Source organism: Nocardioides potassii (assembly GCF_021648885.1).
GTDB classification, from domain to species: Bacteria; Actinomycetota; Actinomycetes; order Propionibacteriales; family Nocardioidaceae; genus Nocardioides; species Nocardioides potassii.
The window spans coordinates 102,561-114,143 of record NZ_JAKJHZ010000010.1 but is presented as its reverse complement, the minus strand read 5'-3'; the positions used below and the strand labels follow the sequence as shown (position 1 = coordinate 114,143).

12 protein-coding genes are annotated in these 11,583 nt (G+C 73.2%); 8 read left to right on the top strand and 4 right to left on the bottom strand.

The annotated features are described in order from the left end of the window. Positions 1-110: 110 nt before the first annotated feature. The 4 genes from L2K70_RS16770 to L2K70_RS16755 are packed head-to-tail and all read left to right on the top strand — an operon-like array spanning position 111 to position 3,686. Positions 111-1,049 (top strand): glycosyltransferase family 2 protein, encoded by a 939-nt coding sequence (locus L2K70_RS16770; protein WP_236403874.1) that lies wholly within the window; start codon positions 111-113, stop codon positions 1,047-1,049. Further along, positions 1,046-1,804 carry a sulfotransferase family protein gene (locus L2K70_RS16765; protein WP_236403872.1) on the top strand — a complete coding sequence of 253 codons (759 nt, stop codon included), beginning with the start codon at positions 1,046-1,048 and terminating at the stop codon, positions 1,802-1,804. Before L2K70_RS16770 ends, L2K70_RS16765 begins: the two co-directional genes overlap by 4 nt. Beyond that, positions 1,801-2,964, top strand: coding sequence for a dTDP-4-amino-4,6-dideoxygalactose transaminase (rffA, locus tag L2K70_RS16760; protein ID WP_236403868.1), 1,164 nt, complete (start codon positions 1,801-1,803; stop codon positions 2,962-2,964). Before L2K70_RS16765 ends, rffA begins: the two co-directional genes overlap by 4 nt. Next, the gene (locus tag L2K70_RS16755; protein ID WP_236403865.1) at positions 2,961-3,686 is read left to right on the top strand and encodes a class I SAM-dependent methyltransferase; all 726 of its coding nucleotides are present in this window, start codon (positions 2,961-2,963) and stop codon (positions 3,684-3,686) included. The genes rffA and L2K70_RS16755 overlap by 4 nt, the downstream gene beginning before the upstream one ends. Here L2K70_RS16755 and L2K70_RS16750 read toward each other — a convergent pair. The 3 genes from L2K70_RS16750 to L2K70_RS16740 all read right to left on the bottom strand — a co-directional run bounded on the left by L2K70_RS16750 (position 3,635) and on the right by L2K70_RS16740 (position 7,226). After that, positions 3,635-4,897 carry a polysaccharide biosynthesis protein gene (locus tag L2K70_RS16750; protein ID WP_236403862.1) on the bottom strand — a complete coding sequence of 421 codons (1,263 nt, stop codon included), beginning with the start codon at positions 4,895-4,897 and terminating at the stop codon, positions 3,635-3,637. The genes L2K70_RS16755 and L2K70_RS16750 overlap by 52 nt on opposite strands. Next, positions 4,897-6,435: an ArnT family glycosyltransferase gene (locus L2K70_RS16745; protein ID WP_236403858.1), complete on the bottom strand. Its 1,539-nt coding sequence runs from the start codon at positions 6,433-6,435 to the stop codon at positions 4,897-4,899. The genes L2K70_RS16750 and L2K70_RS16745 overlap by 1 nt, the downstream gene beginning before the upstream one ends. Before the next feature lie 107 nt (positions 6,436-6,542). Further along, positions 6,543-7,226, bottom strand: coding sequence for a FadR/GntR family transcriptional regulator (locus tag L2K70_RS16740; protein WP_236403856.1), 684 nt, complete (start codon positions 7,224-7,226; stop codon positions 6,543-6,545). Between the two features lie 96 nt (positions 7,227-7,322). Here L2K70_RS16740 and L2K70_RS16735 point away from each other — a divergent pair, with 96 nt between their 5' ends. The 4 genes from L2K70_RS16735 to L2K70_RS16720 all read left to right on the top strand — a co-directional run bounded on the left by L2K70_RS16735 (position 7,323) and on the right by L2K70_RS16720 (position 11,018). Next, complete coding sequence (locus L2K70_RS16735) at positions 7,323-8,525, top strand: MFS transporter (RefSeq protein WP_236403854.1); 1,203 nt, start codon at positions 7,323-7,325, stop codon at positions 8,523-8,525. A gap of 78 nt (positions 8,526-8,603) precedes the next feature. Then, the gene (locus L2K70_RS16730) at positions 8,604-9,257 is read left to right on the top strand and encodes a DUF4396 domain-containing protein (protein ID WP_236403853.1); all 654 of its coding nucleotides are present in this window, start codon (positions 8,604-8,606) and stop codon (positions 9,255-9,257) included. 106 nt (positions 9,258-9,363) lie between these two features. Further along, positions 9,364-9,711 carry a YciI family protein gene (locus tag L2K70_RS16725; protein WP_236403844.1) on the top strand — a complete coding sequence of 116 codons (348 nt, stop codon included), beginning with the start codon at positions 9,364-9,366 and terminating at the stop codon, positions 9,709-9,711. A gap of 35 nt (positions 9,712-9,746) precedes the next feature. Beyond that, on the top strand, positions 9,747-11,018 hold the full coding sequence (locus tag L2K70_RS16720) for an RNA polymerase sigma factor (protein ID WP_236403842.1): 1,272 nt from the start codon (positions 9,747-9,749) through the stop codon (positions 11,016-11,018). 64 nt (positions 11,019-11,082) lie between these two features. On the opposite strand, the gene L2K70_RS16715 is transcribed toward L2K70_RS16720, so the two are convergent. After that, a complete protein-coding gene (locus tag L2K70_RS16715) occupies positions 11,083-11,535 on the bottom strand; it encodes a VOC family protein (protein WP_236403838.1) in 453 nt (150 codons plus the stop codon). Positions 11,536-11,583: the final 48 nt, after the last annotated feature.

The following is an 11,583-nucleotide window of genomic DNA, read 5'->3' as shown; positions in this document are numbered from 1 at the left end:
CACTTCCTTCGTCGTGCGGTCCCGGGAGGATATCGGTCGCTCGCCCGTGCGGGTGGGACGACAGGACCGGCCTTCCCCCCGGCAGGTGGCGTGACCCTATGCTCGCTCGGGTGACCGCGAGAGAGGACTTCACCTACTCCGTGGTCATCCCGGTCTACAACAGCCAGGACGTCGTCGGCCAGACCGTCGAGCGAGTCGCCGAGGTCTTCGAGACGGCCGGTCTCCGCTACCAGGTGGTGCTGGTCAACGACGGCAGCCGTGACCGCAGCTGGGACGTCATCGCCGACCTCGCCCGCCGCTCCCCCCACGTGGTCGCCCTCGACCTGCTGCGCAACTACGGCCAGCACCACGCCAACCTCGCCGGCCTCCGCGAGTCCACCGGCGACTACGTCATCACGATGGACGACGACCTCCAGAACCCGCCCGACCAGCTGCTCCTGCTCATCGACAAGGCGCTCGAGGGGCACGACGTCGTCTTCGGCCGGTTCGAGCGCAAGCAGGCCCGCGGCTACCGCAGGCTCGGGAGCAAGGCCATCAGCTTGGTCAACCGGCGCGTCTTCGAGCAGCCGCGCGGCCTCGCCGTCTCCAACTTCCGGATCCTGCGCCGCGACGTCGTCGAGCGGATCTGCGACTCGCGCACCGCGCACCCCTACATCACCGGCCAGGCCCTGATGTTCTCCCACAGCCCCGCCGACGTCCTGGTCCGGCACGACCCCCGCGCCAGCGGCACCAGCAACTACGGCCTGCGCCGCATCGCCTCCCTCGTGCTGACGATCCTCTTCAGCTACTCCGTCTTCCCCCTGCGGGCCGCGGCGGCGCTCGGCTTCACGGTCGCCGGGCTCAGCTTCGTGCTCGGCCTCTTCTACCTCGTGCGGTCGTTCTTCGTCGACACCGCTGTCCCCGGCTGGACCACGATCGCGGTCCTGCTGGCGGTCCTCAACGGCGTCGTGATCATGATCCTGTCGATGCTGGGCGAATACGTCGTCCGCACCCTCAACGCGGTCAGCGCGGTCACGACCTACCACGTGTCCGAGCGGGTCTCGAGGTGAACGGGGCGACGGACCACCCCGCCCGGCACGTGCTGCTGGTGGGCGCCCAGCGCTGCGGGACGACGTACCTCGGGGCCTCCCTGGACGCCCACCCGCAGATCACCCTCGCGCAGCCGTCCCGGCCCGAGCCCAAGGTGTGGTGCGACGCCGCGCTGGCGGCGCAGGGCCACGCGGCCTACGACGACCACTTCTTCGCCCACGCCCGGGACGAGCTCCTGCTGCTCGACAAGAGCACCAGCTACCTCGAGGACCCGGAGGCGCCCGGGCGGGCCGCGGCCGCTCTCGGCGACCCGCTGGTGCTGGTCGTGCTCCGCGACCCGGTGCAGCGCGCGATCAGCAACTGGCGCTTCAGCACCGACCACGGGCTCGAGACCCGCGGCCTGGAGGAGGCGCTGCTCGCCGACCTCGCCGGGGAGCAGCCCTGGGACCCCGGGACCAGCTCGGTCTCGCCGTTCGCGTACGTCCGCCGCGGTCGGTACGTCGACCACCTGCCGGCCTGGCTCGAGACGTTCCCCCGCTCCACGCACGTCGTGTTCCTCGAGGAGCTGCTCGCCGACCCCGACGTGCTGCGGGACCTCGTGGCCCGGCTGGGCGCCGCCCCCGAGCTCACGCCCGAGCCGGTGGGGCATCCTGTCAACCAGAGTTCAGCCGAGAGCCCTGTATCGAGCCACACCCTGCAGGGAACCCTGCAGGAGTACTACGAGCCGGCCAACGCCGCGCTCGCGGACCTCCTCGGAAGGAAGGTGCCCTGGTGAGCGAGCTCCCCGACGTGCTGTTCAACCTCCCCTCGATGGAGGGACGGGAGCTCGACTACGTCCAGGAGGCCGCTCGCAACGGGCACCTCGCGTCCGGCGGGGAGTTCACCCGCCGCGCCGCCAAGCTGCTGCAGGCCGAGACCGGCGCCGCCGAGGTGCTGATGACGACGTCGTGCACCGCGGCGCTCGAGCTCTCCGCGATGCTCCTCGACATCGGCGACCGCGACACGGTGATCGTGCCGTCGTTCACCTTCACCAGCACCGGCCTGGCCTTCGCCCGCCAGGGCGCCGGCCTGGTCTTCTGCGACATCGAGCCGGTCACCCTCGGCCTCGACCCGGCCCACCTCGAGACGCTCATGGACGAGCACGTCCGCGCGGTCGTGATCGTGCACTACGCGGGCATCGCCTGCGACGTCGAGGGCATCCGCTCCGTCCTCGACAAGTGGCCCGGCGTCCGCCTCATCGAGGACAACGCCCATGGCCTGTTCGGCACCTGGCGCGACCAGCCCCTCGGCAGCCTCGGCCGCTACGCCACGCTGAGCTTCCACGAGACGAAGAACTTCGTGTGCGGCGAGGGTGGCGCCCTCGTCCTCAACGACCCCGACGACGTCGAGCGGGCCCGGGTGCTCTACGACAAGGGCACCAACCGGCACGCGTTCATGCTCGGACAGGTCGACAAGTACACGTGGAAGGACACCGGCTCGTCGTTCGGCCTGTCCGACGTCCTCGCGGCCTACCTCCTCGCCCAGCTCGAGCGGCGCGAGGTGATCCAGGCCAAGCGCCGGGCCGTCGTCGAGCACTACACGACCGCCCTGGCGCCATACGCCGACGAGCTGGGCTTCCGGCTGATGACCGTGCCGCCCGAGCGCACGTCGGCCCACCACATGTTCTACGTCCTGCTGCCCGACCGCGACCGGCGCAACGACGTGCTCGAGCTGATGCGGAAGTCGGGCGTCCAGGCGACCTTCCACTACCAGCCGCTCGACGCCTCGGACGCCGGCCGCACGTTCGCCGCCCGGCGGACCGAGTGCCCGGTGTCGCGCGACGTGGCCGACCGGCTGCTGCGGCTGCCGTTCTGGAACAACCTGAGCCCCAGTCACCTCGACCGGGTGACGACCGCGTTCGTGGAGGCGACGACGGAGACCCTCGAGAGCCGGTGAGCCAGGCACCGCACCAGCCGGGCTCGTCCTCGCTGCGCACCCAGGGCTACTGGTGGCACCGCGCGCGGGCGGACCTGCTCGGCGCCGTCATGCGGCCGCACCTCGGCACGCCACGACGCACGCTGGACGTCGGCAGCGCCGACGCCCCGAGCGTCGGCTGGATGAGCAGCGGGCAGCAGCACGTCAGCCTCGACCTGCTGCCCGAGGGCCTGGTGCCCGGCCAGGGGGTGTGCGGGTCGGCGACCGAGCTGCCCTTCGCGGACGCGACCTTCGACGTGGTCTCGGCCTTCGACGTCGTGGAGCACTGCGCCGACGACGCGCGCGCGGTCGCCGAGCTGGCGCGGGTGCTCACGCCGGGCGGACGGATGCTGCTGTCGGTGCCGGCCTACCAGTGGGCGTGGAGCGACCACGACGTCCAGGCCGGCCACCACCGGCGCTACACCCGGCCCCGGCTGGTGCGGCTGGTCGAGGGCGGCGGCCTGCGCGTCGCGCGGGCGACGTACGCCTTCACGGGGGTGTTCCCGCTGTTCGTCGCCGAGCGGGCCAGGCGCCGCCTGTCCCCGCCGCCGCCGGGTGACACCCGGCTCCCCCAGGTGTCACCGCGCACGGACCGGGCGCTGATGGCGCTGTGCCGGGCCGACGCGCGGGTGCTCCGGCGCCGCGACCTGCCCTACGGCTCGTCGGTGCTGCTGGTCGCGGTCAAGCCCGACCGCCCGGCCTGACCGAGTCGCAGCGACCCCCGCGCCACCACCGCCAGCGCGAGCGTCGCGGCGGCCTCGGTGACGAGGAAGGCCGTGGCCGTCCGCGCCACCGGCGCCCACCCGGCGAGGACGACCACCGCGATCGCGCCGGCGAGGACCGCGGCGGCCCACGCGCCCACCACCCGGAGCGGACGGTCGCCGGCCAGGGCGGCGACCATCACGACCACGTTGGCGACCGCCAGCGTGCACGCTGACGCGATGACGCCGGCCACGCCCGCGCCGACGTCGACCGTGCTGCCGAAGACCAGCCGGAGCAGCCACGGACCGAGCGCCCAGCCGAAGAGCCCCGCCAGCGGTACGGCGACCACGGTGACCACGGCCAGCCGGCGGGCGAGCAGCCGCAGCCGGTCGACGGCGCCCGTGACGACGTGGGTCGTCACGCGCTCGGTGAGCTGCGGGAGCGTGCCGAGGACGACCATGTAGGGCGCACGGAAGAGCGCGAGCGCGGCGAACATCGCGGTCACCTCCAGCGGGGAGCCGCCGAGCAGGGCCAGCAGGACGGCCCCGCCGGTGAGCACGCCCTGCCCCACGACCTGCGCGCCCGCGGCGCCGCCGAGGAAGGCGAAGGCACCGGCGTCGCCCGCGGTGTCCCCGGCACGCCCGAGGCGCCACGCGGACGGCCACGCCGCGACCAGGCCGCCGGCGACGAGGGCGACGCCGTGGACCACGGGGTCGTGGACCTCGGCGACCAGGAGGCCCGTGACGAGCACGCAGCGCAGCGCGTTCTCCGCGACCAGGCTCCACGCCACCGCGACGAAGCGCCCGCGACCGGCGAGCCCACCGCGCACCACTCCCACCGCGGCCGAGGCGAGCGTGACCGCGACGACGAGCACGGGGAACCAGGCGTCGTCGCGGTGGAAGAGCCGGTCACGCAGCAGCCACGCGACGAGGCCGAGGACGAGGGACGTCGCGACGACCACGGCGGCCACCCGCGGCGCCGCGCGGCGGACGCTGCCCTCGTGGCCGGCGACCGTGCTCCGGGTGATCCAGTGCTGCAGCGGGAAGGTCAGTGCCGCGGCGGCGAAGGTCCACTGGGTCCACAGGACCGAGACCGGCGCGGCCGCCTCGGCACCGAGCCCGCGGGTGACGAGCGCGAAGAGCACGTAGGCGAGCAGGCCGCTGACCACGGACCCGCCCGCGAGGGCGACGGGCGCCCGGCGCGCCATTCCCATCAGGGCGAGTCCTCCAGCACCGCGAACGGGTCGGCGGGGTCGTAGTCCGCTGCCTCGCGGAGCCGCGCGATCGTCTCCTCGCCGAGGTCGGCGCGGGCGTACCACTCCCACTGCGGCGCACGGCCGACGAACACGTAGTCGGGCGTCAGCGCCCGGCGCCAGGTGAGCGAGACCGTCTCGCCGGTGGAGACGAGGTCCGGGCCGTCGGCGACGAGGTCGCGCTTGAACCCGTCGAGCCCGCCGGGCCAGGTGTCGTCCATGTAGTCCTGCAGGCCGCTGCGGAACATCTGGTAGCGCGTCGGGTTCGTCCGGTCGGTCAGCACGAGAGGCTGCGGTCCCTCGACCGAGGTGATGGTCGCGCCGTCCGGCAGCTCGGCCAGCACCGCCTCGGTCGCCTCGCGCTGGAGGTCGAGTGTGTCGTCGCGGGTGGTGAGCGAGTAGTCGAGCGCCAGCGCCAGGCAGGTGACCGCGGCGGCCGCGGCGAGCAGCCACCGCGGACGCGGAGCGAGTCGTCGTACGACGACCGCGGCGGCCGCGCCCATGCCGAGCGCCGCGAAGGGCAGGAGCGGGAACAGGTCCGCCCAGGAGTCGTACTCCTTGGTGATCCACCACAGGCCGGCGAGGAGCCCGGCCGTCATCGCCGGCAGCACCTCGAGCGCGGGGAACGCGCGGCGGGCACGCGGCACGACGGCGGCGAGGGTGACGACCACGAGGGCGGCGGCACCGCCGAGCAGCAGCCAGGCAGTGGCGCCGTAGGCCTCCTGGAGTCCCAGCCAGACCTGGTCGAGGTCGAGGATCGGGTCGGGCACGGTGTAGCGCCGGTTGATCACGTAGAAGGCGTCCCAGGACTCCCGCAGCGAGCCGGCGAGCGCGAACCACGCGGCGAGGACGGCCACCGGCACCAGTCCTCCGAGCGCGACCCGGAGCAACGCGACGAGGCGGCCCCTGACCCGGTCGCCGTGCGCCACCGGCACCAGTATCGCGGCGACGACGACCGCGGCGAAGGTGCTGAAGAACGCGGTCTGCAGGCACAGGGTCGCGAGGCTGGTGCAGATGCCGGCGGTGAGCCACCGGCGCCGGGTGACCGCCCACAGCGCGAGGACCACGAACAGCACCATCGGCGTCTTCTCGCGCGGACCGTCCGAGGCGTACTGGATGAAGCCGTGGAACGACAGGAGCCCGCTCGCGGCGACCAGGCCGGCGGCCCGGGAGTCGAGGAGGTCGCGGCCCAGGAGGTAGGTCACGACGACCGCGGCGGTCGCGAAGACCATGAAGACGACCCGCATCGTCACGACCTGGTCGGCGCCGAGCGCGCGCCCGAGGAGCGCGCCGATGGCGGGCAGCACGTGGGCGAGCGGGCCGGCGCGGTTCAGGAGGCCGAGGTAGGGAGGCACGCCGTCGGCGACCTGCTGGCCGGCGTAGCTGTAGAGGCCGAGGTCCCGGGTCAGCGCACCGTGGAAGCCGTGCAGCGTGTAGACGACGGCGGAGACGATCGCCACGAGGGGGGCGAGGGGGTCGCGACGGATCACCTCGGGCACGCGCTCACCCTACGGACCGGGTGCCGGTCGTCGGCGACCGCCTCGCGGGTGTGCGGGGCGGGTGTGCAGGCGGGTGTGCAGGCAGGTGTGCAGGCAGGTGTGCAGGCTCAGCGCATGTGGGGCTCGAAGATGGCGGCGACCAGGTCCGCCGCCCGGACCGGGTCCTGCGCCGCGATGGCCTCCACGAGGTCGTGGTGGTGTCGCCGGGACAGCTCCTCGTCGGCGTGCCCCTCGGCGTCCTCGTCGCGCATGTGCGCGGCGAACACCGCGGTCATGCTCGTGTAGAGCTCGAGGTAGAGGGGGTTGTGGGTCGCGGCCACGACGGCGCGGTGGAGGGCGAGGTCGGCGTCGGCCTTGCCGGCGGCGTCGCCGCCGGTCCGGCTCGCCTCGCGGGCGTCACGCAGCTCGCGGAGCGCCGCGACGTCGGCCTCCGTACGACGCTGGGCGGCGAGCTGCGCGGCGGTGGTGTCGAGCGCCAGCCGCAGCTCGAGGTAGTCGCGGCGGCTGCCGCCGGCCAGACCGCGCTCCAGCGGCCCGGTGAGCGAGGAGTCGGAAATGACGAACGTGCCGCGGCCCTGCTCGCGGCTCACCAGGCCCGCGTGCACGAGGGACTGGACCGCCTCGCGCACGGTGTTGCGACCCACCCCGAACTGGGCGACGAGCTCGGGCTCGGTCGGGATCCGGTCGCCCACCGCCCACCGGCCGGAGGTCACCTCGTCGGTGAAGCGCCGGGCGACCTGGTCGACGAGTCCTGCTCGACGCACCGGCTCCTCGGTGCCAGACTGCTCCACATTCATCCCATGATCCCATCATTCAGGTCTGGAGAGATCGTGCCCGACCCCCTGTCGACCACACCACCTGCCACGTCAGCTGCCACGTCGGCTCCTGTGCCCGAGCACGGTAGCCGTCCCGTCGTCCTCGCCGGGCTCGCGATCGCCGTCACGGCGGTCAACCTCCGCACCGCCGTCACCGGCATCACCCCGTTGCTGGAGGTCGTCGGCGACGACCTCGGCTACGGCCTCACGATCGCGGGCCTGATCGGCACGCTGCCCGCGGTGGCATTCGCCGTCTTCGGCTTCCTCGCGCCCGTGGTCACCCGCCGCTTCGGGCTCGAGCGCACGGCGACCGCGGCTCTCGGCCTCACCGCGGTCGCCCTCGTGCTGCGGGCGCTCTCCCCGACACCCGTCGCGCTGGTGCTCTCGACCGTGCTCGCACTGGCCGGGATGGGCGCGGCCAACGTCGTGATGGTGCCCCTGGTGAAGGTCTGGTTCGCCGACCGCCTCGCGCTCTGGACCTCGCTCTACATGCTGCTGCTCCAGACGGGGCAGTTCGTCGCGCCGCTGATGGCCGTGCCCGTCGCCGAGGCCGCGTCCTGGCGGGTGTCGCTGGGGCTGTGGGCAATCCCAGCGGCCGTGGCGTCGCTGGTCTGGCTGCTGCTGACGGTCCGGCTGCGCGCCGACCACCACGCCACCGCCACCAGCACCTCGGGCCGGACCGCGCTGCGGGTCTCCGGCTCACCCACCGCGTGGGGGCTCATGGTCCTGTTCGCCACGATCTCCGTCGCCAACTACGGGATCGTCACCTGGGTGCCGTCGGTCATCACCGACGCCGGGGGCAGCACCGCGCTGGGCGGCGCGATGGTGGGGCTCTACTCGGCGTGGGGCGTCCTGGCCGCGCTCGTCGTACCGCAGCTGGCGACGCGGATGGAGAACCCGTTCGTCGTCGTGGTCGGGTGCGCGGTGCTCCTGCTCGTCGGGTACGCCGGCCTGGCCCTGTCCCCGCTGGACGGGACCTACCTGTGGATGTGTGCGCTCGGGATCGGGGTCAGTCCCTTCCCGCTCTGCATGACCCTCATCAACCGGCGCACCCGCACCCCGCAGGCCGCGTCGGCGACGTCGGGGTTCGTCCAGGGCCTCGGCTACGGCGTCGCGTGCATCGGACCTGTCGGCCTCGGGCTGCTGCGCGAGGCCACTGGGTCGTGGACCGTCCCGCTCGTTGCTCTCGCCGCGACGGTGCTCCCGGGCGTCGTCGCCGGGTGGTTCGCCTGCCGCCCCCGCTACGTCGAGGACTCCGTCCACCCGCTCGCGTGACGTCCTCCGCCCGTAATATACCCCTAGGGGGTATAGGTTGGCGCGGAGTACCATCACACCCGGAGGCGATCGATGTCCATGCACGACCACCAGACCACGCACGAGCACCACTCCACTCATGCCGACGGCCACGCGAGCCGGGCGATGGCGCTCAGCGCCACCCTGCACTGCCTGACGGGCTGCGCCATCGGCGAGATCGCGGGCCTGATGATCGGCACGGCGCTCGGCCTGGCGGCGGGCTGGACGGTGGTGCTGTCGATCGTGCTGGCGTTCGTCTTCGGCTACTCGCTGTCGACCCTTCCGCTGCTCAAGGGCGGGCTGACCCTCGGCGCGGCGCTCGGTCTCGTGCTCGCCGCGGACACGCTCTCGATCCTCACCATGGAGGTGGCCGACAACCTCGTCATGGTGGTCATCCCCGGCGCGATGGACGCAGGCCTGGTCAACCCCACCTTCTGGGTCAGCATGATGGTCGCGCTCAGCGTGGCCTTCCTCGCCGCGTACCCCGTCAACCGCTACCTGCTCGCGCGGGGCAAGGGCCATGCCCTGACCCACGGGCTGCACGGGGACGAGGGGGCCGCGTCCGGCGCCCGGCGGTTCATCCCGGACCTCGCGGCGACCACGCTCGCGGCCGTGATCATCGCCTTCATGCTGGGCGGGCTCGTCGTCTCGGTGGCGGACGAGATGGGTGCCGCACCGTCCTCCTCCGGGCACGCCGCCCGAAAGAACTCCTAGGGTCGATGTCGAAGCGGCCCCGGGCCGTTCGACGTACGGGCGACAGAGCAACCCACACCCAGTAGCAGGAGAGACCACGATGCCGCGTTTCATGGGATTCGTCAGGATGGAAGAGAACATCGGGATGCCCCCGCAGTCGCTGTTCGAGGCGATGGACACCTACATCGGCGAGCGGGCCGCCAACGGGACGTTCCTCGACGGCGGCGGCCTCTACGGCACCGAGGACGCCGTGAACTTCGTCGTCCGCAAGGGCGAGGTCACCCGGGTCGACGGGCCCTACGCCGAGGCCAAGGAGATCGTCGGCGGCTGGTCGCTGCTGCAGTACGACAGCCTCGAGGACGCCGTGGCGGATCAGCAGGCCTTCGCTCAGCTGCACGCAGACCACTGGCCCGAGGTCACGGTCGTCGCCACCCTCCGCCAGATCTCCGAGGGCCCGGAGCCCGCCGAGGCCTGAGGCTGCCCACCCGCCGTCGTCACTACGCTGGCCACGTGCCAGCCAGCGACGACGCCACGGCAGCGGTCCACGCCGCGTGGCGGGCCGACTCGGCCCGCCTCGTCGGCGCCCTCACCCGGATGACGCGCGACGTCGAGCTCGCTGCCGACCTCGCCCAGGACGCCCTCGTCGCCGCCCTCGAGCAGTGGCCCGTCACCGGGGTCCCCGACAACCCGACCGCCTGGCTGATGACCACTGCCAAGCGGCGCGGCATCGACCACTTCCGGCGCGCCGACAACCTCCGGCGCAAGACCGCCGAGCTCGAGGCCGACACCAGAGGAGAGGAGGCGGACGTGCCCGATCTCGAGAGCCAGGTCGACCACATCGAGGACGACGTGCTGCGCCTCGTCTTCCTGTCCTGCCACCCCTCGCTCACCGCGGACTCCCGCGTCGCGCTCACGCTGCGGCTGGTCGGCGGCCTGACGACGGCCGAGATCGCGCGGGCACTGCTGACCTCGGAGCCGACGGTCGGCCAGCGCATCTCGCGGGCGAAGAGGACGCTGGCCACCGCCGGGGCGACCTTCGAGCTGCCGACCGGCCAGGAGCGGGTCGACCGGCTCGACGACGTGATGGCCGTCGTCTACCTCGTCTTCAACGAGGGCTACACCGCCACGGCCGGCGACGACTGGATGCGACCCGAGCTCGCCGTCGAGGCCATCCGCCTGGCGCGGATGCTCGCCTCGCTCGCCCCCGACGAGCCCGAGGTGCTCGGCCTCCAGGCGCTGCTCGAGCTGCAGGGGTCGCGGATGCGCGCCCGTCTCTCCCCCACCGGCGAGCCCGTGCTGCTCGAGGACCAGGACCGCTCGCAGTGGGACGAGCTGATGGTCCGGCGCGGGCTCACCGCGCTGTCGCGCGCGTCCACCCTGGCCGCGTGGGGACGGCCCGTCGGCCGTTACTTCCTCCAGGCGTCCATCGCTGCCGAGCATGCTCGAGCCACCCGGGCCGCCGACACCGACTGGACCCGCATCGCCCAGCTGTACGACGTCCTCGCGACGGCCGCCCCCGGCCCGGTCGTCGAGGTCAACCGCGCCGTCGCTCACGGGCGGGCACACGGCCCGGAGGCCGGCCTGGCGGTGCTGGACGGCGCCGACCTCTCGTCCCTCGCCGACTCGCCGCTGGTGCCGAGCGTGCGGGGGGACCTGCTCGAGCGGGTCGGCGCCCACGCCGACGCGGCGGCCGCCTTCGCATCCGCCGCCTCCCTCACCCGCAACGCGGGCGAGCGGGCACTCCTCGAGCGACGCGCCGACGCCTGCCGCGCGAGGACGTGACTGTGCGGCGGCGACGACGCAGGGTGCGCATCGCCACCGCCGCACAACGGCTGGCGACAGAGCCTCAGCCCTGGACGCTGACGCTCCAGGTCACGCCGAACCGGTCGGTGACCATGCCGAAGCCCGGGCTCCACGCCGACGCAGCGAGCGGCTCGACGACCGTGCCGCCGGCGACGAGCCGGTCCCAGTGGCGCTGCGCCTCGTCCAGGCTGTCGAGGGCCACCGCGACGAACGTCGCCTGGTCGGTGAGGGTGGTGCCGTTCTCGCGGCGGGTCGTGGCACCACCGGTCAGCGTGCCGCCGGTCTCGCCCGGGACGTCGTACGCCATCACGCGGAAGCCGTTGTCGGCGGCGACCAGACCGAACACGACGCCGTCCGCGCCGGGGAGGTCCGCCGGCATCCCGAGCTCGGCGTAGGTCGTGACCACGGCGTGGCCGCCGAAGACCGAGGCATAGAAGTCGAGGGCTGCCCGGGCGTCGCCGCGGAAGTTGAGGTGGGTGGTGGTCTGGACGCTCATGTCTGCTCCTGCAGGTGGTGGGTGCTTGCAGGGACGACGCTCGCAGCC

Coding starts and splice junctions, on each gene's coding strand:
- L2K70_RS16725 (WP_236403844.1), top strand. CDS start 9,364: ATGGAAGAGAACATCGGGATGCCCCCGCAGTCGCTGTTCGAGGCGATG.
- L2K70_RS16750 (WP_236403862.1), bottom strand. CDS start 4,897: ATGGGAATGGCGCGCCGGGCGCCCGTCGCCCTCGCGGGCGGGTCCGTG.
- L2K70_RS16715 (WP_236403838.1), bottom strand. CDS start 11,535: ATGAGCGTCCAGACCACCACCCACCTCAACTTCCGCGGCGACGCCCGG.
- L2K70_RS16730 (WP_236403853.1), top strand. CDS start 8,604: ATGCACGACCACCAGACCACGCACGAGCACCACTCCACTCATGCCGAC.